Here is a 21,916-nt window from a genome sequence, read left to right as displayed (position 1 = left end):
AATTAAAGATTGGCGAGCGGCGGCTAGCGCTTAGCGATCCACCAGCGCGGCGAGCTGATCCCGCGCCAGCGGGCGACGAGACTGCCAGTAGTAGCGCTGCCAGTAACGATTGTCGAGCCGCGAGAGCTTGACGCCCTGAGAGGTGGAAGCATGCAGGAAATAGCCGTCTCCCACATAGATACCGACATGCTTATAGGGGCCCGGGGGACGAAAGAACACCAGGTCTCCCGCGTGCAGCTGCGCTTTCTTGACCGGTCTACCCTGGTTGACCTGTCCGGTCGTGGTGCGGGGCAGACTCAACCGGAAGCGGTTCCTGAAGATATTCTGCACCAGGGCGGAGCAATCGACACCGTAACGATCGTCGCCTCCCAGGCGGTAAGGCGTTCCTGCCCAGCTTGCATGCTCCTCCAGCAGGGCGCGGCGTACCGGAGAAGCCCACTGTCCGTCGCCACCGGTCGAATCGCTCAAGCCAGGCAGGCTGCGGGCATAGTAGCTATCGGCATCGTAGCCTTGCGCGAAATCTTCTTTCGGCGCGCCCGCGCAGCCTGTCAGTATCAGACAACAAATGGCAAAGCAGAATAGCGCGAAAGGCATGGATTCGCGGCAACGAAAAACCATAGGCCACCTTGGCGTGGAAGCGTTCGCTCGATTATAGGCGATCGATAAAATGCTTGGCGAGGATTTGGCCTCGCTGAATCTCGCTCAATGCAGCCGCCGCTGGTCCCCGGGCAGGATGTCGATATGCAAAGGTGCCCAATGCCGCGGGCGTGCACCGGGAAAATCCAGACTGGCCCAGGGGCCTGCCAGGGGCGGCGCCGCGCACAGCCAGGCGACCAGGGAGTCGCGAAAGCCCTGCAAGAACATGTCCCGCTCTTCGGTTTCTCCCATGAAGAAGGCAAAACCCGCGTAAAGCCCCCGAGCATAGTCCTGCCAGCCTGCGTAATGGCGCTCCGCCAGCGCCAGGGCGGCATCCAGCAGCGACTCGAAGCGCGGCTGATCCAGCCAGGCCAGCTGACGACCGGCAATCGCCAGATCCACCAGCTGCGCCACGTCCCAGGCAGCCATGTCAACCTCGTTACAATCCGCCTCGTTGTCCCGTACCCGCCTGAGCCGCAGCAGATGATGGCGCTCTTCCTCGCTGCAGTCGTCGGATTCGAGAATGGCGATTTCAGCCTCCAGCCGTTTGACATTCAGCGTATACGGCGCGTAGTTGATCTGATAGTCCTGTCGATCCCCGGCCTCACGCAGGAACTCAAGAAACTCCTGCAGCTCCCCCGGGCCGTGCAGGCCGTAATGACCGTCGATCCATTCGCGGATGCCCTGAGCTTCCCGCTCGCTCTCCGGCCAGGGTCCGCTCCAGACGTTGGCATTCAAGGGGCCCGCCAAGGACAGCGCGGTAAATTTCGACAGACTCGGCCGCGGCGCCGGCTCCTGCCAATGGGAAGACACCACTTGCCAGTCGAGCCAGTGAAAAGGGCTACCCGGATCGTCGCGATGCCAGAGAATGTCCTTTTCCAGCGAGGGGATGGGATTTCCCTGATCATCGAGCTCCGGCAACGTCTTGTCCCAGCAGGCCCAGGCGTCCAGCAGGCGCCGAGGAAATGGATAGAAATGACACAGCACGCTGCGTAGGGCAGCGATCAAGGGCTCGAGGCGCTGGGGCTCGAACTCGCCGCTGTCCAGGGCCATCTGCAGGTAAAAGGCGTATTTTTCCCCCATGTGAATGGTCGCGGCATGGCGAACGCAGCCCTTGAGCGCCTCGCGCTGTTCGACTGCCGGCTGGCTGGCACGACCCAAGGGTGTGACCGGTAAAGGCAGGGCGCCGTGGCTGGCGTCCGCCGCCAGCTGGTTGAGATGGTGCGCCTGGGCGGGTAGCCAGAAACGCGCCAGGCCGGCGATGCCTTCCTGAGGATGAATGCCCAGAATATCGCGCAGGTACTGGCTGGCCTCGCTGCGCTGAGCGGCGTCGGGGGGAAGATCCAGCCATTGACGCTGCAATAGCTCCGGGGCGCGCAGGGAAGCCAACGCCAGCACCCAATGGCGAGGGTCGCGTCGCCGGTCGTGCATGGCCCGTCGAGAGGCCTCTCGAGTCTCCTCGTCCAGCAGCGTCTGCAGGGTTTCCTGCCAGGGGCTGGCGGGAGAATGCAGCAGCAAGGCCCAATCATTCTGGATATCCGCCATGTTGTCGCGACCTTCGAACAGGCTTCGTCCGCGCTGATAGGCTTGAACCACGGCGATCCAGTCGCTGTAGCGCCGCCCGAGCAGATCCGCGCCATGGGCGGCGAAGGCTTGCGCCTCCTCTTCGCTCAGCCACTCCATGCACCAGCCGGCGTAGGCCAGATCCACCAACCGCAGCCAATCCCAGGCCGCCCATTCCAGGGGTTCGCCCTTTTCGAGAAAGCGCATTAGAGTCTGGCCATAGGCCAACCCTTCGCCCAGTCCGTCCAACCAGGCCGTTCGCTCCTGGGGCGTGTGTTCCACCAGGCGAATCGCGTCCAGGTCCCAGCCGTAGCGATCGCCCTGCCCGGCCAACCATAGCAGAGTCTGGATCAGCGCCGCCCGATCTTCCACCTGCCACTCCTGCTTGAGCCAGCCGTCGACGTCGGGCCAATCCAGTTCCTGCCGGGGGGGCAGGCATAGCGGCGGCGCAAAGGCCGCGCGCAGGCGCCAGACACGTTGGCCTGGCAGGCTCGACCACGGCGGCTCGGCTCGAGGTTCCGCTTCGAGACAGTTGCCCAGCAACGCCCAGGTCACGCCGTCGCCTTCGCTTTCCAGCGTCGCCAGCGCCTCGCAGGCGTCGACGAAACCAAGATCGCCACGCGCCCAACCTTCCGCTCCTCGAGCCCGGCGAAGCGCCTGCAGCCAGTCCTCCAGACCGGCATGCTGGGCATGAATCCTGTCGGCCAGCTGCACCATCCAGGCTCTCGCCCGCTGCACGGACAACCAATCCGCGGCAGCCGCCAAAGCCAGCAGTTCCAAGGCGTGTAGCTGCCTCGCCGGCGCCAGATGATCCGAGACGAACGCCTCGATGAGCCGCCAGCCCAGCTCGCCGCGATCCGGCACACCCAATTCTTCCAGACGTGAAGCGGCAAGAGACGGCTTCACCGCACAGGGATCTGGCTCGAAGGCCCAATCACACAACACCAGTTGCTGTCCCCACCAGGCATTCAGCGGATCGACCAAGTTTTCACCTCACGCAATGCATTATCGGCGGATTAGTGTAGCGGAAAGCGCCTCTCGCGCCGATGCCTTCAACGTCGCTAAATCAGGGTTCTGGCTATTTCGCGCTGGGCTTATGTAAAACGCCCCGTGGACGGGGCGTTGAACGGATCACGGCGACACAGGCCATCTTCAAGCGGGCATATCGTTGGCCTTGCCATCCCGTGACCAGACGCGATGCTCTCCCAGCACCTTGGCGAAGGGCTCGAAAATACTCTCTACCGTATCGCCCAGAAATACGCCGTCTTCACCGGCGGCCACCCCCGCCGCGTCGAGCAGCACCTCGCCCTCGCCCAGGGCGGCGATAGGCTTGAGATGCTTGTAGGCTTCCTGAAGATAGTAGCAGCCCTGGCCGGAGGCCTTGAGCGTCTGAACGCTACTTTCGCCGCCGGGAACGATCACCGCGTCCATGGTCACCGAAGGCAAGCCGTTGAGCATGGCGTCCGGGGTCACGTTCTGACCGCCGCTGGCGCTGACCGGCGCCATGCTCGGGGCAATGACCATGCCCTGGGCACCCTGCTCCGAAAGCCGGGTCTTGAGCGTTTCGACCTGTTCGCCGTCGACGCCGTCCGCCACCAGGATGGCTACTTGATATTGCCCGGCAGCCGCGCCATCAGGCTCAGCGCCTCGGAGGATTCCTGGGAACTTCTGCCCAGCTCCCCTTCCGGCGCCACCGGCGAACTCGGTGCCTGGATGCCGTGATTCTCGCCGACGCGACGGGCCAGCTCCGGATCGATGTTAGGCAGGATCTCCTTGATCTGGCGTTCGCGGATGTAGGGGCGCTTTACCTTCGAGAGCTCGAAGGTGTAGGCGGCGATGATGTGCTCCTTTTCCACGTCGGTCTGGCTATTCCAGAACAGCCGCGCCTGGGAGTAGTGATCGCCGAAGGATTCGCTGCGCGCCCGTACCTTATGTGCATCGATCCGCTCATGATGACTTTCGTAGCCACCGTTTTCCGCCGCCGCAGGCGTCTGCCTGGGCCAGCCGTCGTCGATGGAGTTGGGCTCGTAGGAAGCCTGGCCCTTGTTGATGGTCTGACGATGGGGGGCATCCCGCTGGTTGTTGTGGAACGGGCACACCGGGCGGTTGATGGGAATCTCGTGAAAGTTCGGCCCGCTCAGGCGCAGCATCTGGGTATCCAGATAGGAGAACAGCCGTCCCTGCAGCAGTGGATCGTTGCTGAAATCGATGCCCGGCACTACGTGCCCGGGGCTGAAAGCTACCTGCTCCGTCTCGGCGAAGTAGTTGTCCGGGTTGCGGTTGAGCACCATCTTGCCGATGGGAATGACCGGCACCTGCTCCTCGGGAATCAGCTTGGTGGCATCGAGAATGTCGAAGTCGAAGCTGTGTTCGTCTTGCTCCTCGACCACCTGGATACCCAGTTCCCATTCCAGGAAGTCACCGTTCTCGATGTCCTCCCACATGGCCCGGCGGTTGAAGTCCGGATCGCGGCCCCAGAGCTTCTGGGCCTCGTCCCAGATCAGCGAGCAGGTACCCGCCAAAGGCTTCCAGTGAAACTTGACGAAGCGCGAGGTGCCCTGCCTGTCGATCAGGCGAAAGCTGTGCACGCCGAAGCCTTCCATGTTGCGGAAATGCCGCGGAAAGGCCCGATCCGACATGGTCCAGAGCACCATATGAGCGGATTCCGGAAACAGCGAGACGAAGTCCCACAGCGTATCATGGGCGGACTGGCCTTGGGGAATCTCGTTGTGGGGCTCCGGCTTCACCGCGTGGACGAAATCCGGGAACTTGCTGGCGTCCTGCATGAAGAACACCGGCATGTCGTTGCCTACCAGATCCCAGTTGCCCTCCTCGGTATAGAACTTGACCGCGAAGCCCCGCACGTCGCGTACCGTGTCGTTGGAACCGCGGGAGCCCTGCACCGTGGAGAAGCGCGTGAAGACCGGCGTCTTCTTGCCGGCCTCGCTGAACAAGGCCGCCTTGGAGTACTGGGCGGCGCTGTCATAGGCCTCGAAATAGCCATGGGCGGCGGCGCCTCGGGCGTGCACGATGCGTTCGGGAATGCGCTCATGATCGAAGTGGTTGAGCTTTTCCCGGAGGATGAAATCCTCCATCAGGGTGGGTCCGCGCTCGCCGGCCTTCAGGGAGTTATGATTGTCGGCGATTCGCACCCCTTGGTTGGTGCGAAGGTCGTGGCCTTTCGCGTCGCTACGATAGTGTTCCAGACGTTCCGACTTGCTGTGCTCGTCGGTCTTGAAATCCGTATCGTTGGGATCGCCGCTATTACCTTCGGTATAAGGACTACCGGCCATGATAAACACTCCTTTGCTTATGATGGTTCAATCAGAAAAGAAGGACACCGGCATGTCCTTCCTTGTATTCCACTTTGCCACTTCCACTCAAAACAGCACAAGCAGGCAATTCGAGCAAGCCGAGAGTCAATTCGTGTCCCCCTGTCCTGACTCTTCGTTTCGATAGCACTTACCTATGATTTTTTCACTTTAGCCACGATCCACAGCAGCAGCACTGCCCCCACAACCGCCGTGACCAAGGAGCCGATAAATCCGCCAGCCTTCAGCCCCAACAAACTGAACAGCAAGCCGCCTAATATCGCACCGACAATACCGACACCAATATTGCCCAGCAGTCCGAAGCCGCCGCCGCGCATGATGTTGCCGGCGATCCACCCCGCCAGGCCACCGATGATCAACCATAGAATAAAGCCCATGGAGGTACTCTCCTTATTACGTTTTTCGATGTTTTATTCGCTTCATTGGAGTCTGCTGTCAGAAAGAAGAGCCCGGCGTCTTCAGAAACGCCAACTCTTCTTTCGTCGACTCCCGCCCTAGAATGGCATTGCGATGCGGGTAACGTCCAAATTTCTCGAGAATTTCCCGATGACGATGCTCGTAATGGAGCTGATCCTCGAGACCCGGTTGATCGAACAGGCGCAGCGCCTCGTCATGTACCGCCAGGGATTCGCTGTGCATGTAAGGCATGTACAGAAACGCTTTTTGCGGTGCATCAAGTTGACGGTCCGCGCCTTGCGCCACCGCCTCCTGGGCCAGTATCAACGCCGCCACATCCTGCTGAAAGGCCTGGGGCGTGTCGCGATGGATATTGCGCGAAAACTGATCGAGCACGATGATTTCCGCCAGCCGGCCCCCGGGAGATCCCCGCCACCCCCAGAGCTCGCCCTGGGCGGCGCGCTGCCAAAGCGCGCCGAAGCGCTCGTCGATCCGTCGATCGAGTTTCGTGCTCTTGGCGAACCACTGGCGAGGCGCCAGTTCCTCGAACCAGAAAGACAGCACGCTCTGCTCCTGATCGTCGCTCATCGGTCATTCACTCCTGAATCGTTATTAGGTCCTGCTTATCCTTGCTAGACTCGAGGTTCGCATCAGTCTAGCCAAGCCTTCTGGAAGTCACATGCCTCTTACCGTTTTTCTGCTGTCACTTTGCCAAGCCCTGCTGGTCAGCGGCAACATCCTGTTGATCGCGGTGTCGCCCCTGATCGGTGCGAGGCTTGCGCCGGACCCGGCCTGGGCGACGGCGCCGGTGGCAACCCAGTGGCTGGGGCTGATGTGCGCGACCATTCCCGCCTCGCTGATCATGGCACGGCTGGGGCGCAAGCGGGGTTTCGTGCTGGGAAACATGATGGGGCTGATCGGCGTGGGGGTGGCCGCTCAGGCGCTGGTTATCGAGCAGTTTTCGCTGTTCATGTTCGCCACCTGGCTGATCGGCATCGGTATCGGCTTCGGCCAGCTCTACCGCTTCGCCGCGGTAGAGGCGGCTCCGATAGCACTCCGCGATCGAGCTATCGGCTTGGTCATGGGCGGCGGCGTGCTGGCGGCATTCTTCGGCCCCTGGCTTGCGGAGATCAGCCGGGAACTCGGCGATACCCCTTTCCTTGGCAGCTTCCTGGGGCTTGGCGCGCTGTATCTGGTTGCGCTGATTATCCTGACAACGATTCGTTTGCCGCCGCCGGAGCAGACTCACGCCGATGAGGGGCGAGGGCGTCCGCTCGGCACGATCGTCCGCCAGCCGATCTTCATCGTCGCGGTGGTGGCCGCCCTGATCGGCTACGGCGTCATGAACCTGGCGATGACCGCCACGCCCCTGGCCATGGCGGCGGAAGGGTTTTCCTTTCATCAGGTCGCCATCACTATTCAATGGCATGTGCTGGCGATGTTCCTGCCCTCCTTCGTGACCGGCCATTTGACCGCCCGCTTCGGCGCCCGGACCATGATCGTGCTGGGCAGCCTGCTGCTGGCGGCCAGCGGCCTGGTGGCTCAGCTCTCTTTGGGCGTGACGGGATTCTATCTGGGACTGATCCTGCTGGGGCTGGGCTGGAATTTCACCTTCCTGCCCGCCACCGGCCTGCTGACGGAAACCTATCGTCCCGCGGAGAAGGCGCGCACCCAGGCCACCAACGAATTCCTGGTATTCACCACCGTGGCGATCACCGCTCTGCTGGCGGGCAGTCTGGTGGACAGGCTGGGCTGGGCCACCCTCAACGGCGTGCTGATTCCCCTCGCTCTGATGCCCATCGCTACTATCGGCTGGCAGCGGCTTGTCGGACGTCCAGAGCAGCCGCATATAAGCCACTAGATATAAGCCACTAGATATAAGCCACTAGATATAAGCCACCACGAAACGCCATTCAGGACGGAACGGAACACTATATCCCATGCCAACGTTTTTCCCCCGGGAGCTGCAGAACCTCGTCGAACGCGGTCGCGACCGCCAGCTGCGCCTGGCGGTGACCGGTCTGTCGCGCGCCGGCAAGACCGCCTTTCTGACCTCCCTGGTCAACCAGCTGCGCCATGCGGGGCTGGAAGCCCGTCTGGACCTGCTGCCCGCCGCTCGGGAGGGGCGCCTGCTGGGGGCGCAGCGGGTCGATCAGCCGGACCTGAGCGTGCCGCGCTTTCCCTTCGATCAGGCCATGGCGGCGCTGGACGCCAAGCCGCCAACCTGGCCTAACCCAACCCGAGGCATCAGCGAACTGCGCCTGTCGATCCGCTATCGACCGAAGCGCTCCTCCCTGCTGGGTAGCGAAACCCGTCGTCTGAGCCTGGATCTGTTCGACTATCCCGGGGAATGGCTGCTCGACCTGCCCCTGCTGGAACACGACTACTTGAGCTGGTGCCTTATCCAGCAACAGACGCTGGGCAGCGAGCGTCGCGGATTGATGCAGGACTGGCTGGCGGCGGTCGAGGATATTTCCCCGGAGGATGAGGCGGACGAGGCGCGATTGGCGACGATTGCCGAAGCCTACGCTCAAGGACTCCGCGCTGCCCGGGAGGCGGGATTTTCCGATCTGCAGCCCGGGCGCTTTCTCTTGCCCGGTGACCTGGAAGGCGCGCCGGTGCTGCAGTTCTTCCCCCTGCCCGGGCTCGATGGCATGGATCCCAAGCAACTCGCGGCTCTACCCAAGCGCAGCGTCTACCAGACCCTGGCCCGACGTTTCGCCCACTATCAGCGGCATATCGTCAAACCCTTCTATCGAGAACACTTTCGCCGCTTCGATCGCCAGATCGTGCTGGTGGACGTGCTGGGTGCCTTGAATGCCGGACCGGAGCGCTTCGCGGATCTCTCACGAGCGCTTTCCGCGCTGATGAAAAGCTTCGACTACGGCAAGCGCAGTCTGCTTTCCCGGCTGTTCGCCCCGCGTATCGACCGCCTGGCCATCGCCGCCACCAAGGCGGATCACGTCACTCCGGAGCAGCATGCCAACCTGACGACCCTGCTCGAAGCGCTGCTGGCGGAGCCGCTCAAGGATCTGCGCTTTGCCAACGTGCCGGTCAAGGCGCTTTCTCTGGCGTCGATTCGCGCCACAGAGGCGCGAGAACTGACTCGCCAGGGACAAACCCAGCCGGTGCTCAAGGGCACCACCCTGGAAGGCGAGGATACGCTGATATTTCCCGGCGAGGTGCCGCCTCGCTTGCCGGACGATGCCTTCTGGGCCCGCCAAGGCTTCGATTTCACCGCCTTTCGTCCGCTGCCCCGGGCAAGCGGCGCGCTACCGCATATCCGCATGGACGCGGCCTTGGACTGGCTGATTGGAGACAAACTGCGATGAGCAAACCGACTCATTCCAAACCGGCCTCGCCCCGCCCCGCCCAGCGTTTCTCCCTCGACGAAATGGATCCTGGCGAGGGGGATCTATCGTCATCGACGTTTCGGGACCCGCGCCCCACGGAGCGCTTCGAGAGCGGTCAGGAAACTCAGCCCCTGACGGTTCGGGATACACCGAGCTCAACAGAGGATGCGCTGGCCGCTAGCCTGGCCCGGCCACGCAAGCGCCGCTTCGGGTTACTTTTTCTGCTGACCGGCGCCTTGGGTTTGGGAGTGGTGGAGGCGGGGCAAACGATTTACGCCGCTGCCCTGGGCGGCGACTGGCTGGCCGGCGCCTGGAGCCTGCTGGGGCTGACCGCTCTGGGGCTTGGCACGGTGGCGCTATTGAAGGAGCTATGGCGGCTGCGCCGACTGCGGCGCCACGGCCGGCTGCGGGAAAAGCTCGATGATCTGGAGGGCGCCAGTACTCGGCAGGCGCTGGACCTGGCGGATACCTTGCGTCAGCAGTTGGATCTGGACAAGGATCATCCACACTGGCGAAACTTTCTGGCGGCCAAGGAAAGCCATCACGACGGCGCCGAGATACGCGCCTTGCTGGCACATCATCTGCTCGCCCCGCGAGATCGGGAGGCACGACGGCTGATTTCCCGCATGTCCAGCGATACCGCCATCATGGTGGCGGTCAGCCCCATGACCCTGGTGGATATGGGGCTTGTGGCCTGGCGAAACCTGGCCTTGATTGATCGCCTAGCGCGGCTCTACGGTCTGGAACTCGGCTATGCCAGCCGCCTGAAGCTGCTGCGCCAGGTGCTTTACAATATGGCCTTTGCCGGGGCCAGCGAGATCGCCAGCGATGCCGGCATGGGACTTCTATCCATGAACCTGGCGGGCCGGCTCTCCACTCGAGCTGGCCAGGGGCTCGGCGTTGGACTCTTGAGTGCGCGCCTTGGGCTGCGAACCCTAGGGCTGGCACGCCCCCTGCCCTTCGAAACTGGCCAGGCACCACGGCTGGGGGATTTACGTCGGGATCTGTGGCAACGCCTGCGTCAACTCGAAACCAGGGACACGCAGCCCCCCGGCTAGATTGAATTAAGGTAAGGTTAATCTGAGCCAATCGACGTAGGCTTGATTTATATCAACAGCACTGGCATCAAGACTGAATAAGCTAGCCTTATGCATACAAGGAGGACACAACATGTTCAACACGGTTCTAGTAGCGGTAGACGGCTCCGAAAACTCCAAGAAAGCCCTCAACGTGGCCTGTCATCTGGTCAAGAAAGAAGACAATGCAACGCTGCATATTCTGCATATCCCGGAATCCCTGTCTCACGATACGGTGCTGGTATGGGGTATCGGCGCGATTCCCATGGAGGCCAGCAGCAAGCAGGTCACCGCCGCCGGCAGGAAAGTCGTCGAAGGCGCCAAGGCGGAAGCCCAGGAAAATGGCGATTTCAAGATCGAGACCCACGTCGAGCAGGGCGATCCTTCCCGACTGATCCTCAACAAGGCCAGGGATCTCGGAGTCGAAGCCATCGTGCTGGGCAGCCGCGGCCTGGGCGGTTTCGGCGGGCTGATCATGGGCAGCGTGTCCCACAAGGTGACTCACAACGCCAAGAGCACCGTGATCACCGTGCGTTGAGCAACATCCACAATGATCCAAGCGCCCTCTTCGGGCGCTTTTTCATGTCGTATTTTTTTATCGGCAAAGCGCGTCGTCGACGATTTCGATCCAATGCCTCACCGGGGTTCTTCCGGCGCCGTTCAGATGAGTCTGGCAGCCGATATTGGCGGTAACGATCATTTCCGGACGGCCGGCTTCCAGGGCATCGAGCTTGTTGTCGCGAAGTTGATGCGCCAGTGCTGGCTGGGTGATCGAATAAGTGCCCGCCGAGCCGCAGCACAGATGGGCGTTTTGCACCGGTGCGAGCTCGAACCCCAGTTTGACCAGCACTTGCTCCACCGCACCGCCCAGCTTCTGGGCGTGTTGCAAGGTGCAAGGGCAGTGAAACGCCAGCTTGCGAGACGCTTCCACGTTCAGTTTTTCCAAATCCTCTTCTCGCAGCACCTCGACCAGATCCTTGGCTAAGGCGCTGACCCGCTCGGCCTTCTCGCAGTAATCCGGATCCTCTGCCAAAAGCTCACCGTATTCCTTGACGAAGGCCCCGCAGCCGCTGGCGGTCTGGACGATGGCCTCACAGCCGTCTTCGATGGCCGGCCACCAGGCGTCGATATTGGTCCGTGCACGGTCAAGCCCTGCCTGCTGGGCATTGAGGTGATAATCCACGGCGCCGCAGCAGCCGGCCTTGGGCGAGGCCATCAGACCGATCTCCAGTCGATCGAGCACCCGCGCCGTGGCGGCATTGGTATTCGGCGAAAGTCCGGGCTGCACGCAGCCTTCGAGAATCAACATCTGGCGAGGGTGTTGTTGCCCCGCCGGACGCTTGCCCGGTTCCACCGGCTTGGCAGGCATCTTGTCCCTGAGCGTGCCGGGCACCAGCGGACGAAACGTCTGGCCCAGCTTGAGCAGTGCCTTGAAACGCCTCGGCTCGACCAGCGCCTGGCGCAAGCCGAAACGCAGCGCCCGCTCCTTGGGCGTGCGACCCACGCGACGCTCGACTTCCGCCCGGCCGATATCCAACAATTTGTGGTATTGCACCCCGGAGGGGCAGGTGGTTTCGCAGTTGAGGCAGGTCAGACAGCGATCCAGATGCGTCTGGGTTTCTCGAGTAACCTCCGCGTCGTCGTCGCGGCTTTCCAGCAGCTCCTTCATCAGATAGATGCGCCCGCGAGGGCCGTCCCGCTCGTCGCCGAGCAGCAGATAGGTGGGGCAGGTGGCGTTGCAGAAGCCGCAGTGCACGCAGGTACGCAGCACCCGCTCCGCCTCGCGAAGATGTGGCTTCTGCAGGTCCGCCTCGGTGAAATGGGTTTGCATGACTAGAGCTCCGCGTAAAGCCGGCCGGGGTTGAAGATGCCGTGAGGGTCGAGCCGTTCCTTGAGCCGCTTGTGATACTTGGCCACGGTTGGTGCCAGCGGCATAAAGGGTTCCGCCACGCCGAGAGTAAAACAGGTAGCGTGGCCTTTGGCGCGCGCGACTTCTTCCCGCAGTCGGTCAGGGGCCATGTCGCTTCTCAGCCAGCGCTGGGCGCCGGCCCAGTCATATAGCACATCGCCATCCAGCGCCAGAGTCGGGGTGTTGTTGGGCAGCGATAGTCGCCATAGCGGCCGTGAATCCTGGCTGTCGAAAAAGCGCAATCGCTGCTCCCGCAGTTCCTGCCAGAACCGTCCTTGCAACTCGTCACCGCCAAGACGTGCGGCGGTGGCGGCAACGGAACTCTTACCGCCCTCCAGACGCAAATGCAGCGCACCATCGTGATAGGCGGCGGCGGTAAGGGGCAAGGGCTCGCGCCCCCATTCGGCGAGCCGCTGGAACGCCTTTTCCAGTGGCATTTCCAGGCGCAGACTGTGGATGGCGGCAGGCTTGGGCAGCACCTTGAAGGAGACTTCCGCGATCACCCCTAAGGTGCCCTGGGCACCCACCATCAGCCGGGACAGATCGTAGCCAGCGACGTTCTTCATCACCTCGCCGCCGAAGCGCAGCGATTTGCCTTCGTGAGTAATCAGCCGGGTACCCAGCACGAAATCCCGCACCGCCCCCGCCCAGGGACGACGCGGCCCGGACAGGCCGGCGGCGACCATGCCCCCCACGGTGGCGGTGCTACCGAAGTGCGGCGGCTCGCAGCCGAGCTGCTGGTGATTTTCCGCCAGCGCTGCCTCGAACTGCGCAAGCGGCGTGCCGGCGCGCACGGTGATCACCAGCTCCACCGGATCGTAATGAGTGATACCGCAATGCTCGCGGGTGGAAAGCGCCTCCCCTTCCACTCCTTTCACTGACACTGGGCGCCCGTAGAACGCCTTGGTGCCGCCGCCTTCGATACGCAGCGGCGTCTTGTCCGCGTTGGCCTGGCGCACTTTCTCGCACAGCGCCTCCGTCATATCCCTTTGTTGTCCATCAATATTCATCGTCAACCCTCAAAAGCGCGGCAGTTCCGGATGCGGCAGCTGTCCCTTGTGAACATGCATGGCGCCGAATTCCGCGCAGCGGTGCAGCGTGGGAATATTCTTGCCGGGGTTGAGCAGACCCTTCTCGTCGAAGGCGGCCTTGACCGCGTGAAAGACGGCCAGCTCGTCCGGCTGGAACTGCACGCACATCTGATTGATCTTTTCGCGGCCCACGCCGTGCTCGCCGGTGATCGAGCCGCCGACCTCGACACAAAGTTCGAGAATCTTGCCGCCCACGGTTTCCGCTTTTTCCAGTTCCCCGGGCTGGTTGGCGTCGAACATGATCAACGGATGCGTGTTGCCATCTCCCGCATGAAAGACATTGGCCACCCGCAAGCCGTATTCCTGAGAGAGTTCCGCGATACCCTTGAGCACTCGGGGCAATTCCCGCCGGGGAATGGTGCCGTCCATGCAGTAATAGTCCGGCGACAGCCGCCCCACCGCGGGGAAGGCGTTCTTGCGTCCGGCCCAGAACAGCGCCCGCTCCGCCTCGTCTCGCGCCTGTCGAACCTCTGTGGCGCCGGCCCGCTCGAGCACACCGCGCACCGTGGCGCAGTCGTCGTTCACGTCCGCTTCCACCCCATCCAGCTCGCACAGCAGGATCGCCTCCGCCTCCACCGGGTAGCCCGCCTGGATGAAATCCTCCGCCGCCTGGATCGCCAGCTTGTCCATCATTTCCAGGCCGCCGGGAATGATGCCTGCGGCGATGATATCCCCCACCGCTTTTCCGGCTTTTTCCACGTCATCGAAGCTTGCCATCAGCACCTTGGCGACTTCCGGCTTGGGCAGCAGCTTGACGGTGACCTCGGTGATGATCCCGAGCATGCCCTCGGAGCCGTTGAACAGCGCCAGCAGATCGAAGCCCGGGGCATCGAAGGCGGCTGAGCCCAGGGTCATGCGCTCGCCTTCGATGGTGATCACCTGCACCTCGAGCACGTTGTGCACCGTCAGGCCGTATTTCAGGCAGTGCACGCCGCCGGCGTTCTCCGCCACGTTGCCGCCGATGGAACAGGCAATCTGGGACGACGGGTCCGGCGCGTAATAAAGGCCGTAAGGCGCGGCGGCCTCGGAAATCGCCAGATTGCGCACCCCGGGCTGGACCCGGGCGGTACGTGCGTCCGGATCGATATCGAGAATCTTGGCGAAACGGGTCATCACCAGCAGCACGCCCTTCTCCAGGGGAAGCGCCCCGCCGGAAAGCCCGGTGCCAGCGCCTCGGGTCACCACCGGCACCTGCAGCTCGTAGCAGGTTTTCATCAGGGTTTCGATCTGCGCCAAGGTATCGGGCATGGCCACCAGCATCGGCACTACCCGATAGACGGACAGCCCGTCGCATTCGAAGGGTCGCAGGTCTTCCTCCCGATGCAGCAGGGTCATGTCCGGTAGCGTCTGCGTAAGCCGTTCGCGTACCTGTGCCTTGTCCAGGGTGGGAAGCAACCCGTCGAGGCGCTCGTCGTAGAGAATATTCATAGGTGTTCCTCGTCAATTATCGCCTGTTGCTCAGGCGCCGCCGAGACCATCGACGATGCCCAGGCCATAGAAGGCAATCAAGCCGATGATGCCGGCGAACAACACGTAGTAGATGGTCGGCAGGATGGTCTTGCGCAGCGTTATGCCTTCGCGGCCCAGCAGCCCCACCGTGGCGGAGGCCGCCACCACGTTGTGAATGGCGATCATGTTGCCCGCGGCGGCGCCCACCGCCTGCAGCGCCACCATCATGGCGGTGGAAAGTCCCAGCTGGCTGGCGACATTGAACTGGAAGTCCGACAACATCAGGTTGGAGACCGTATTGGAGCCGGCGATGAATGCCCCGAGCGCCCCCACCGTGGGCGCGAACAGCGGGTAGACGCCGCCCACGCTGTCGGCGACGAACTGCGCCATGGCTACCGGCATGGAGACCAGATCCGCCCCGTTGACCCCGGAGTTGATCAGGATACGCACCATGGGAATGGTGAAGATCAACACGAAGCCCGCACCCAGCAGGGTCCTGGTGGATTCCGAGAAGGCAGCGCCGAGTTCTCGTGCCTGCATGCGGTGCATGACGGCGGTGATCAACACCACCATCAGCAGGATACCGCCGGGCAGGTAGAGCGGCTGAATGCTACTGCTGATGCCCACCTCGCCGAGAATATCGTTCCAGGAAATCGCTATCGCGGTCAGCGCTTCCTTGACCGGCGCCACGACACGAGAGATCACCAGCAGCACCGCCAGCAGTACATAGGGCAGCCAGCCCATGAAGGTGGAAATCGGCGTACGCCCAAGGATTCGATCGACATCGACCTCGAGCTTGCCGATCCACTCGTCCGGCCAGGACTTGGCGTCGGGAAAGTCCCAGGTGGTTCTCGGCAACAGGAAGCCCTTGCGCGCCGCGGGAACCACGATGGCCAGCCCCACCATGGCGCCGATCATCGACGGAAATTCCGGCCCCAGCAGCACACCGGCCAGCATGTAAGGCACCACGAAGCACACCCCGGCGAAAAGCGCGAAGGGGGCAATATCCAGCCCCTCCTTCCAGGAACGGTTGGCGCCGAAGAAACGCACCATGATCACCACCAGAATCAGCGGCATGAACACGCCGACGATGCCATGGGTAATCGCCACCTCGGAGGTGATCAGGTGAAAATAGCTTTCCCAGCTACTTCCGTTGGCAACGAGCTGCTCGGTGATGCCCGTCTTGTCCAGCCCGCCGCTAACGCCGACGACAATGGGCGTGCCCACCGCGCCGAAGGACACCGGCGTGGATTGAATCATCATACCCACCACCACCGCCGCCAGTGCTGGAAAGCCCAGGGCCACCATCAGCGGCGCGGCCACTGCTGCAGGGGTGCCGAAGCCGGAAGCCCCCTCGATGAAGCAGCCGAACAGCCAGGCGACGATGATCGCCTGCACGCGGCGATCCGGGCTGATACCGGAGAAGCCGTTGCGAATGGCGGTGATGCCGCCGGAGTGCTTGAGGGTCTTGAGCAGCAGGATGGCGCCGAAGATGATCCACAGAATCGCCACGGTCAGCATCAGGCCTTGCAGGGTGGAGGCCAATACCCGGGTAAAGGTCATGTCCCAGGCAAAGAGCGCGATGAGCGCGGCGGCAAAGAAGACGATCGGCATGGCCAGCTTGGCCGGCAGGCGAAAGCCGATCAGCAGTACCCCTGCCAGCAGCAAGGGCAGAAAAGCCAGAAAGGCGAGTAGTGACGAGTTCATTAGCGACAGCTCCTGTTGTTGTTGTCAAAACTTGATGTTGTCAAAACTTGTTGTTGTCAAAACTGGTTTTATCAAAGCCGATAGTTAGCAAGACAGTTCGGTGGCAAAGCACAAGGTATCGTTAGAGCACCATTGCGTTGATTGAATAGGCGCTTGGAAAAGTTAATCAGAAAAACAGCGCTTAGCCACCTAAAGTAAATTGGTTTTACCAATAGTCGCTATTTGGCTTATTGGTTAATACAAGTTTTCGATCAAGGGATTAGCGCTGTTGGCAGCGGTTTGCGTTCTGAGCGGGCGCTGTTCAGTGGTCAACTTATTCGACTAATGTACGACGATCTTCGGTGTCGAAATCACTGATCCAGCGGATTCTTACGCTTGGGCAAGGCGCGAACTCTACGCTGGGCCCGCTGGGCACGATTCTCGGCGCGCTTGAGTTCGAGCAACCCCTTTTCCACGTAGGCGAGATGCCGGTGGGCGCAGGATCGCGCGTCTTCCGGGCGACCTTCGAGAATGGCATCGAGCATGGCCCGGTGCTGGGTCATCAAGAGATCCCGAGCGCCAGGCTTCTCGAACAGATGCGCCAGGTGGGCAACGATGCTTTTTTCCAGCAGTTGAAAGATGCCACGTATGGTGTGCAGCAGCAGCACGTTATGCCCAGCTTCGGCAATGGCCAGATGGAAGGTGGCATCCGCTTTGGCCTCCCGCAGCGGATCGTCCTCTGGACTCGATTCCGCATAGCTGGCGCGAAGTTCCTCGAACCGCCGGATCAACAGCTCCTTGTCCGCCGGGGTGGCCCTCAGGGCCGCGTAGTAGGCGGAAATGCCCTCCAGGGCGTCGCGAAACTCCAGCAGATCCAGGTGAAACTCATCATGGCGGGAAAACATTTCCAGCAGCGGATCGCCGTAGCCGCCGGCGAGTTCCTGGCTGACATAGGTGCCGCCACCCTGACGGCTGTATAAAAGCCCTCTGGCCGACAGCTGCTGTATCGCTTCCCGCAAGGAAGGTCGCGACACCCCGAAGCGCTCCGCCAGCTCACGTTCCGGCGGCAGACGATGCCCCGGCGCCAGACTGCCTTCGAGAATCATTGCCTCGAGGCGTTCGGTGATCACGTCGGCAATGCGCGGCTGGCGAAGCTTCTGATAAACCATGGGGCGTTTCTCGCTCTTCAACAAGTCGAAGTCTTATCCATAGGTCAAAGAGCCGGGAAAGCGGTTTGACACTTGGGTAAACAAGACTCTAAGATTTTCTCGACTTGGTTGTAAATTGGTTTTACCAATATTTTGCCAGAATGCCTTTAACCTGTCTTCGTTCTTCTCGACCTGCCCAATCGGCAAGGAACCTTATGCCTCCGCTCAAGCACTACCCGCCCAAGCCCGAGAAGGTATATCTCTACGGCACCTGTTTAACGGAATTGCTGTACCCTCAGGCCGGGCTCGACAGCCTGCGCCTGCTGGAACGGGAGGGCATCGAGGTGCTCTTTCCTGAGGATCAGACCTGCTGCGGCCAGCCCGCCTATACCTCGGGTTATCAGCAAGAAGCGCGCCAGGTCGCCAGGAGCCAGCTTGACCTGTTCCCCGAGTCCTGGCCGATCGTGGTGCCCTCTGGCTCCTGCGGCGGCATGATGCGGGTGCACTATCCGCAGCTCTTTGCCGGTACGCCTGACGAGCAACGCGCCAAGGAAGTGGCGGAGAGGGTCTTCGAATTGACCGAGTTTCTGGTGCATGTCTGCCAGGTAACCCTCAGTGATCGCGGCGAGCCGGAACGGGTGGCAATGCATACCTCCTGCAGCGCACGGCGGGAGCTAGGGCTGGCGGACACCGGCCCCGCACTGTTGAAGAAGCTGGGTCAGGTGACGTTGGTGGAGCAGGAACGCGCCAGCGAGTGTTGCGGCTTCGGCGGCACCTTCGCGGTGCGCCATCCGGAAGTCTCCGCGGCCATGGTGGAAGATAAGTCCCAGGCGCTCGAGGCAGCCGGCGCCGAGCATTTCGTTACTTCGGACTGCGGCTGTCTGATGAATATCGCCGGGCGGCTCGACTATCGAAATGCTTCACTAAAGGGCGAGCACATCGCCAGCTATCTGTGGAGACGCACCTCATGAGCGTGCAAGAATACACCCCCCAAGCCTTCCACCGCCAGGCTCACGACGCCCTGGGCAATCCACAGATTCGCGCCAACTTCCGCAAGGCGATGGGCGGCCTGATGGACAAGCGCCGGGAAGCCTTCGCGGAGTGGGATCTGGAAACGCTACGCGAGTTGGGGGCCAATATTCGCCTGCGCGCTCTTGCCCGGCTGCCGGATCTGCTGGAAACCCTGGAGACCAACTGCCAGGCCAATGGTATTCAAGTGCATTGGGCGGAAGACGGCGATGAGGCTTGCCGATTGATCGCCAAGCTATGCCAAGAGCACGGCGCCAAGCAGGTGGTCAAGGGCAAGTCGATGGTTTCCGAGGAGATGCACCTCAACGCCTATCTGGAAAAAGCAGGTATCAAGGCGCTGGAGTCGGATCTCGGCGAATACCTGGTGCAGCTTAACGAGCAGACGCCCTCACATATCATCATGCCGGCGATTCATCTCAACACGGATGAAATTTCCACCATCCTGCATGACAAGACGGGGCTGGAGCGCAGCCGAGACGTGGACTTCATGACCGCCGCGGCCCGAGCCCAGATGCGCGAGCGCTTCATGGCGGCGGACGTGGGCATCTCCGGGGTCAACTTCGCCGTGGCGGAAACCGGCACCCTCTGCCTGGTGGAAAACGAGGGCAACGGGCGCATGACCACCACGGTGCCGACGGTGCATATTGCGGTGACCGGCATCGAGAAGGTGGTCGAGCATCTGCGGGACGTGCCGCCGCTCTACGCCCTGCTCTCCCGCTCCGCCACCGGCCAGAACGTCACCACCTACTTCAACATGATCGGCGGACCGCGCAAGCCGAACGAGCATGACGGCCCTCGGGAAGTGCATCTGGTACTGGTGGACAACGGCCGCTCGCGGATCTATCAGGACAATGAGCTGCTCGACACCCTGCGTTGCATCCGCTGCGGCGCCTGCATGAACCACTGCCCGGTTTACACCCGAGTCGGTGGCCACAGCTACGGCACCACCTACCCTGGCCCCATCGGCAGCATCCTGATGCCGCACCTGATGGGTCTGGAAGCCACCAAGGAGTTACCCAGCGCTTCGAGCCTGTGCGGCGCCTGCGGCGAAGTCTGCCCGGTGAAGATTCCGATTCCGGATCTGCTGGTGCGGCTGCGACAGGAAGCAGTGGGCGAAGGCCGCGGCAACGTGCCCGGTGCCGGGGTCAAGCGCAACCGAACGGAAGTCGCCGCCTGGAAAGGCTGGCAGTGGCTCGCCACTCACCCCAGGGCCTGGCGCAGCGGCACCGTGATTGCCGGCAAGCTGCGCGCGCTTACTCCAAGCAAACTAGGCGTCTGGACCGAGCATCGCACCGCCCCCAAACCCGCCAGGACCACGCTTCACGCTTTGATCAAGCGCCACCGCCGGGAGACGAATTCATGAGCGCTCGAGACAATATCCTAAGACGTCTGCGTCAGCGCGAAGACGGTCCCCTGCAGGCGCCGAAAAGCGACTTCGGCGTGATGACCGGCCGCGGCTGGAGCCAGGAAGAGCGCCTGGCACGCTTCGAACGCCTGATCACCTCGGTACATGGCGAGGTGCAGCATGTCTCTCGCGAGAACTGGACGCAGTCACTGATCGAACTGCTGAAGACGAAATCCATTCGACGCCTTGCCCTGGGCAAGACTCACCCGATCGCTCAAGAGGCGCGCCAGGCCCTGGCGACAGCCGATATTACCCTGGTGGACGTGGACCGCCCCATCGAGGACTGGCAGCGAGAGCAGTTCGAAAACGTCGATGCGGGCCTGACTTCCACCGGTGGCGCTATCGCCGAGACCGGCAGCCTCTGGCTGTGGCCCACGGAAGACGAACCTCGGCTGCTGAGTTTGGTACCGCCGGTTCATATCGCTGTGCTGGAGGCGAATCGCATCGAAGACACCTTTTATGAGTTAATGGTCAACCTGGGCTGGAGCAAGAACATGCCCACCAATGCCCTGCTGATTTCCGGCCCCAGCAAGACCGCGGATATCGAACAGACCCTGGCCTACGGCGTTCACGGGCCGAAGGAGCTAATCGTATTGGTCAAGAATTAACCTTCTTCCCGCTCCTGCAAGATTTCCCGGTCGGCGCGATCCGCGCTCTTGTCCTCGAGCCAGCCTTTCACGTAGAAACGCTGCACGCTCAACATGCTCAGGACGATCAGCGGCTCCGCCAGCAAGAGGCCAAGAAGGCCCGCGTAAACGCCCAGCCATAGCTGCACGATCAGCAACAAGGCCGGAGGAATGCTGACGGCTTTACGCTGCACCAGAGGCGTCACGACGTTGCTTTCCAGAAACTGAATGGCCAGATAAAGAAAGCTCACGTAAAGCATGGTGGTCGCGTCCTGGGTAAAACCCACCAGAAGCGCCGGTATCGCCGCCAGCACCGGTCCCAGATAAGGAATAAAGGACAGGAGTCCTGCCAGAATCCCCAGGGAAAGCGCCATGGGCACGCCAAGTCCCCATAGCCCCAGACCAAAAAGTATCCCGATCACGCTCATCGAGATCAGGCGACCGAGCAGCCACCAGGACAGCTTGTGATAGGTCAAATCCAGAAAATCCCGCGCCTCGTCCCGCTGGCGGGGAGTGACGAGCGCTACTACCCCTCTTTTATAGCTATCCGGCTCAATCAGCACGAATAGACCGATCAGCACTACCGCGAACACGTTGAGAAAGGCGCCAAGGGTCGAGGAGAAGACCGTCGTCAATTGAGACGACCAGCTTTCAATCTTATCGCTAGGCATCGAAAACTTATCGGAAAACTGTCCGAAACGCTCGATGGCCTCCTGACCCAAGGGATATTGGCGTATGGCGTCTTCAAGACTCGACCAGGAGTCCGGAAGAATATCTAGAAGTCGCTCAAACTCCTGATTCATCCCTAGGGCAAAATTCAGCAGGAAGCCGGCCAGTAGAGCCAAGAACACCAGCATGACCACCAGCAGCGAAAGCCCGCGAGACAGGGGGCTGTGTTCATGCAGATAGTTGGTGGGTATCGAAAAGAACAGCGTCACCAGCAGGCCGGCGAAAACCATCAGCAGTACGTTAAGGCTGAACCATAGCGTCAAAAGAAGCAGCATCGTGATTACCACGATGCCTACCGTTACCCAGACCCGACGCGCATAGCTGCTCAAGTGATGATTTTCGGATCCTGACATCTCGACACTCCTTGTCTTTTGAATAAGTCCATTAAAAAAGCCACATATAATGCCATGATGGCCTATTCGGCATCGGCATAGAATACGCCGCTCATACCACCAGGGCCATCACGCCACATTGGCGGCGACGGCGAG

The 21,916-nt window shown here is 61.7% G+C and carries 19 protein-coding genes; 7 read left to right on the top strand and 12 right to left on the bottom strand.

What is annotated here, in order from left to right; genetic code table 11:
• Positions 1-30: 30 nt before the first annotated feature.
• The 6 genes from FGL86_RS10260 to FGL86_RS10240 all read right to left on the bottom strand — a co-directional run bounded on the left by FGL86_RS10260 (position 31) and on the right by FGL86_RS10240 (position 6,515).
• Positions 31-618, bottom strand: a complete 588-nt coding sequence (locus FGL86_RS10260; RefSeq protein ID WP_246131593.1) for a C40 family peptidase — start codon at positions 616-618, stop codon at positions 31-33.
• 84 nt (positions 619-702) lie between these two features.
• Positions 703-3,183, bottom strand: a complete 2,481-nt coding sequence (locus FGL86_RS10255) for a DUF1266 domain-containing protein (RefSeq protein ID WP_147184472.1) — start codon at positions 3,181-3,183, stop codon at positions 703-705.
• A 168-nt stretch (positions 3,184-3,351) separates the two neighbouring features.
• Positions 3,352-3,795: a DJ-1/PfpI family protein gene (locus FGL86_RS18150; RefSeq protein ID WP_246131592.1), complete on the bottom strand. Its 444-nt coding sequence runs from the start codon at positions 3,793-3,795 to the stop codon at positions 3,352-3,354.
• Between the two features lie 8 nt (positions 3,796-3,803).
• Positions 3,804-5,492, bottom strand: a complete 1,689-nt coding sequence (locus FGL86_RS10250) for a catalase (protein ID WP_246131591.1) — start codon at positions 5,490-5,492, stop codon at positions 3,804-3,806.
• Positions 5,493-5,665: 173 nt separating this feature from the next.
• Complete coding sequence (locus tag FGL86_RS10245; RefSeq protein WP_147184471.1) at positions 5,666-5,908, bottom strand: GlsB/YeaQ/YmgE family stress response membrane protein; 243 nt, start codon at positions 5,906-5,908, stop codon at positions 5,666-5,668.
• A gap of 58 nt (positions 5,909-5,966) precedes the next feature.
• Complete coding sequence (locus FGL86_RS10240) at positions 5,967-6,515, bottom strand: DUF924 family protein (protein WP_147184470.1); 549 nt, start codon at positions 6,513-6,515, stop codon at positions 5,967-5,969.
• Between the two features lie 91 nt (positions 6,516-6,606).
• Here FGL86_RS10240 and FGL86_RS10235 point away from each other — a divergent pair, with 91 nt between their 5' ends.
• The 4 genes from FGL86_RS10235 (at position 6,607) to FGL86_RS10220 (ending at position 10,894) form a co-directional block, all read left to right on the top strand.
• On the top strand, positions 6,607-7,788 hold the full coding sequence (locus FGL86_RS10235; RefSeq protein WP_147184469.1) for an MFS transporter: 1,182 nt from the start codon (positions 6,607-6,609) through the stop codon (positions 7,786-7,788).
• A gap of 79 nt (positions 7,789-7,867) precedes the next feature.
• Complete coding sequence (locus tag FGL86_RS10230; RefSeq protein ID WP_147184468.1) at positions 7,868-9,259, top strand: YcjX family GTP-binding protein; 1,392 nt, start codon at positions 7,868-7,870, stop codon at positions 9,257-9,259.
• Positions 9,256-10,338: a TIGR01620 family protein gene (locus FGL86_RS10225; protein WP_246131590.1), complete on the top strand. Its 1,083-nt coding sequence runs from the start codon at positions 9,256-9,258 to the stop codon at positions 10,336-10,338. The genes FGL86_RS10230 and FGL86_RS10225 overlap by 4 nt, the downstream gene beginning before the upstream one ends.
• Positions 10,339-10,450: 112 nt before the next feature.
• Positions 10,451-10,894: a universal stress protein gene (locus FGL86_RS10220; protein WP_147184467.1), complete on the top strand. Its 444-nt coding sequence runs from the start codon at positions 10,451-10,453 to the stop codon at positions 10,892-10,894.
• A gap of 57 nt (positions 10,895-10,951) precedes the next feature.
• On the opposite strand, the gene glcF is transcribed toward FGL86_RS10220, so the two are convergent.
• The 5 genes from glcF to FGL86_RS10195 form a co-directional block, all read right to left on the bottom strand.
• Positions 10,952-12,187, bottom strand: coding sequence for a glycolate oxidase subunit GlcF (glcF, locus tag FGL86_RS10215; RefSeq protein WP_147184466.1), 1,236 nt, complete (start codon positions 12,185-12,187; stop codon positions 10,952-10,954).
• Positions 12,188-12,189: 2 nt separating this feature from the next.
• Positions 12,190-13,248, bottom strand: coding sequence for a glycolate oxidase subunit GlcE (gene glcE / locus FGL86_RS10210; protein WP_425468284.1), 1,059 nt, complete (start codon positions 13,246-13,248; stop codon positions 12,190-12,192).
• Between the two features lie 36 nt (positions 13,249-13,284).
• Entirely contained in the window at positions 13,285-14,784 is a 1,500-nt protein-coding gene (gene glcD, locus FGL86_RS10205) for a glycolate oxidase subunit GlcD (RefSeq protein WP_147184464.1), read from the bottom strand.
• A gap of 30 nt (positions 14,785-14,814) precedes the next feature.
• Positions 14,815-16,512, bottom strand: a complete 1,698-nt coding sequence (locus FGL86_RS10200; RefSeq protein WP_147184463.1) for an L-lactate permease — start codon at positions 16,510-16,512, stop codon at positions 14,815-14,817.
• 350 nt (positions 16,513-16,862) lie between these two features.
• Complete coding sequence (locus FGL86_RS10195; RefSeq protein ID WP_147184462.1) at positions 16,863-17,660, bottom strand: GntR family transcriptional regulator; 798 nt, start codon at positions 17,658-17,660, stop codon at positions 16,863-16,865.
• A 194-nt stretch (positions 17,661-17,854) separates the two neighbouring features.
• On the opposite strand from FGL86_RS10195, the gene FGL86_RS10190 reads away from it, so the two are divergent.
• Genes FGL86_RS10190 through FGL86_RS10180 form a run of 3 tightly spaced genes read left to right on the top strand, consistent with a single transcriptional unit; the run spans position 17,855 to position 20,681 of the window.
• A complete protein-coding gene (locus FGL86_RS10190) occupies positions 17,855-18,610 on the top strand; it encodes a (Fe-S)-binding protein (protein WP_147184461.1) in 756 nt (251 codons plus the stop codon).
• On the top strand, positions 18,607-20,031 hold the full coding sequence (locus FGL86_RS10185) for a LutB/LldF family L-lactate oxidation iron-sulfur protein (RefSeq protein WP_147184460.1): 1,425 nt from the start codon (positions 18,607-18,609) through the stop codon (positions 20,029-20,031). Before FGL86_RS10190 ends, FGL86_RS10185 begins: the two co-directional genes overlap by 4 nt.
• Positions 20,028-20,681 carry a LutC/YkgG family protein gene (locus tag FGL86_RS10180; protein ID WP_147184459.1) on the top strand — a complete coding sequence of 218 codons (654 nt, stop codon included), beginning with the start codon at positions 20,028-20,030 and terminating at the stop codon, positions 20,679-20,681. The genes FGL86_RS10185 and FGL86_RS10180 overlap by 4 nt, the downstream gene beginning before the upstream one ends.
• Here the strand turns inward: FGL86_RS10180 and FGL86_RS10175 are convergent.
• The gene (locus tag FGL86_RS10175) at positions 20,678-21,781 is read right to left on the bottom strand and encodes an AI-2E family transporter (RefSeq protein ID WP_147184458.1); all 1,104 of its coding nucleotides are present in this window, start codon (positions 21,779-21,781) and stop codon (positions 20,678-20,680) included. The genes FGL86_RS10180 and FGL86_RS10175 overlap by 4 nt on opposite strands.
• Positions 21,782-21,916 lie beyond the last annotated feature (135 nt).

This window comes from Pistricoccus aurantiacus, from assembly GCF_007954585.1.
GTDB classification, from domain to species: domain Bacteria; phylum Pseudomonadota; class Gammaproteobacteria; order Pseudomonadales; family Halomonadaceae; genus Pistricoccus; species Pistricoccus aurantiacus.
This window is presented reverse-complemented; position numbering and strand designations above follow the sequence as displayed.

Bases quoted from the DNA above. Each gene is read 5' to 3' on its own strand.
- FGL86_RS10260 (WP_246131593.1), bottom strand. From the start codon at position 618: ATGGTTTTTCGTTGCCGCGAATCCATGCCTTTCGCGCTATTCTGCTTT.
- FGL86_RS10250 (WP_246131591.1), bottom strand. From the start codon at position 5,492: ATGGCCGGTAGTCCTTATACCGAAGGTAATAGCGGCGATCCCAACGAT.
- FGL86_RS10245 (WP_147184471.1), bottom strand. From the start codon at position 5,908: ATGGGCTTTATTCTATGGTTGATCATCGGTGGCCTGGCGGGGTGGATC.
- FGL86_RS10240 (WP_147184470.1), bottom strand. From the start codon at position 6,515: ATGAGCGACGATCAGGAGCAGAGCGTGCTGTCTTTCTGGTTCGAGGAA.
- FGL86_RS10235 (WP_147184469.1), top strand. From the start codon at position 6,607: ATGCCTCTTACCGTTTTTCTGCTGTCACTTTGCCAAGCCCTGCTGGTC.
- FGL86_RS10230 (WP_147184468.1), top strand. From the start codon at position 7,868: ATGCCAACGTTTTTCCCCCGGGAGCTGCAGAACCTCGTCGAACGCGGT.
- FGL86_RS10225 (WP_246131590.1), top strand. From the start codon at position 9,256: ATGAGCAAACCGACTCATTCCAAACCGGCCTCGCCCCGCCCCGCCCAG.
- FGL86_RS10220 (WP_147184467.1), top strand. From the start codon at position 10,451: ATGTTCAACACGGTTCTAGTAGCGGTAGACGGCTCCGAAAACTCCAAG.
- glcF (WP_147184466.1), bottom strand. From the start codon at position 12,187: ATGCAAACCCATTTCACCGAGGCGGACCTGCAGAAGCCACATCTTCGC.
- glcE (WP_425468284.1), bottom strand. From the start codon at position 13,248: ATGACGGAGGCGCTGTGCGAGAAAGTGCGCCAGGCCAACGCGGACAAG.
- glcD (WP_147184464.1), bottom strand. From the start codon at position 14,784: ATGAATATTCTCTACGACGAGCGCCTCGACGGGTTGCTTCCCACCCTG.
- FGL86_RS10200 (WP_147184463.1), bottom strand. From the start codon at position 16,512: ATGAACTCGTCACTACTCGCCTTTCTGGCTTTTCTGCCCTTGCTGCTG.
- FGL86_RS10195 (WP_147184462.1), bottom strand. From the start codon at position 17,660: ATGGTTTATCAGAAGCTTCGCCAGCCGCGCATTGCCGACGTGATCACC.
- FGL86_RS10190 (WP_147184461.1), top strand. From the start codon at position 17,855: ATGCCTCCGCTCAAGCACTACCCGCCCAAGCCCGAGAAGGTATATCTC.
- FGL86_RS10185 (WP_147184460.1), top strand. From the start codon at position 18,607: ATGAGCGTGCAAGAATACACCCCCCAAGCCTTCCACCGCCAGGCTCAC.
- FGL86_RS10180 (WP_147184459.1), top strand. From the start codon at position 20,028: ATGAGCGCTCGAGACAATATCCTAAGACGTCTGCGTCAGCGCGAAGAC.
- FGL86_RS10175 (WP_147184458.1), bottom strand. From the start codon at position 21,781: ATGTCAGGATCCGAAAATCATCACTTGAGCAGCTATGCGCGTCGGGTC.